The organism is Kitasatospora sp. NPDC059648 (genome assembly GCF_042734825.1).
GTDB lineage: Bacteria > Actinomycetota > Actinomycetes > Streptomycetales > Streptomycetaceae > Kitasatospora.
This window is the reverse complement of sequence record NZ_JBHWDU010000243.1, coordinates 1-1,199: the sequence shown is the minus strand read 5'-3', so window position 1 is coordinate 1,199 and position 1,199 is coordinate 1. Positions and strand designations below refer to the sequence as shown.

The 1,199-nt window shown below is 72.2% G+C and carries 1 protein-coding gene; it reads left to right on the top strand.

The window, feature by feature from the left end; all coding sequences use genetic code 11:
* The coding region (locus tag ACFV1W_RS40715) for a polyketide synthase dehydratase domain-containing protein (RefSeq protein ID WP_380422631.1) at positions 1-1,199 on the top strand (1,199 nt) is incomplete at both ends.

Sequence of the window (1,199 nt, the reverse complement as noted above, 5' to 3'; positions counted from 1 at the left end):
GGCATCGCCTACCTGGCGGAGCAGGGCGTCACCAAGTTCCTGGAGCTGGGCCCGGACGGCACGCTGTCCGCCCTCGCGCAGGAGATCACCGAGGGCCACTTCGCCCCCGTCCTGCGCAAGGACCGCCCGGAGGCGCTGTCCTTCACCCAGGCCGTCACCGGCCTCCACACGTACGGCTCCGAGCTGGACTGGGAGTCGGTGTTCGCCGGTCGCGGTGCCCAGCGCGTCGACCTGCCGACCTACGCGTTCCAGCACGAGAACTACTGGCTGGACCTGCCCGGCATCGCGGGCGATGCCGTCAGCCTCGGTCTCGGGAACACCGGGCACCCGCTGCTGGGTGCGGCGATCGCCCTGCCCGAGTCGGACGGTGTCCTGCTGACGGGCCGGCTCTCCCTCCAGTCGCACGGGTGGCTGGCTGACCACGCGGTGTCGGGCTCGGTCCTGGTGCCGGGTACGGGTCTGCTGGAGCTGGCGGTTCACGCGGGTGACCAGGTGGGCTTCGGTCAGGTCGAGGAGTTGATGCTCCAGGCCCCGCTGGTGCTGCCCGAGCAGGGTGGCCTCGCTCTGCGGGTGTCGGTGGAGGCCGCCGGCGCCGACGGTTTCCGTCCGGTCGCGGTGTACTCCCGTGCGGACGACGCGGAGGCCGATGAGCCGTGGGTGCGTCACGCTTCGGGTCTGCTGTCCGACGCGGTGCCGGGCACTCCGGAGGGTCTGTCGGTGTGGCCGCCGAAGGGCGCCGAGCCGGTCGAGGTGGAGGACCTGTACGAGGGCCTGGCCGCCACTGGTCTGCTGTACGGCCCGGTGTTCCAGGGCCTGCGCGCCGCCTGGCGCGCCGAAGACGCCGTGTACGCGGAGGTCGCGCTGCCCGAGGACACGTCCGTCGAGGGCTTCGGTGTTCACCCGGCTCTGCTGGACGCGGCCCTGCACGGCATCGCGCTGGGCGAGTTCGTCGCCCAGCGGGACAGTGCGCACCTGCCGTTCTCCTGGAACGGCGTCTCCCTCCATGCCACCGGCGCCTCCGTCCTGCGCGTCAAGCTGGCCCCGGCCGGCACCGACGCCGTGTCCATCGTCGCTGCCGACGAGACCGGAGCCCCTGTCGCCGCCATCGGCTCGCTGATGCTGCGGCCGGTGGATGCGGGTCAACTTGTCTCCGCGCGGCGGGCGTTCCATGAGGCGATGTTCCAGCTGGAGTGGGTGGA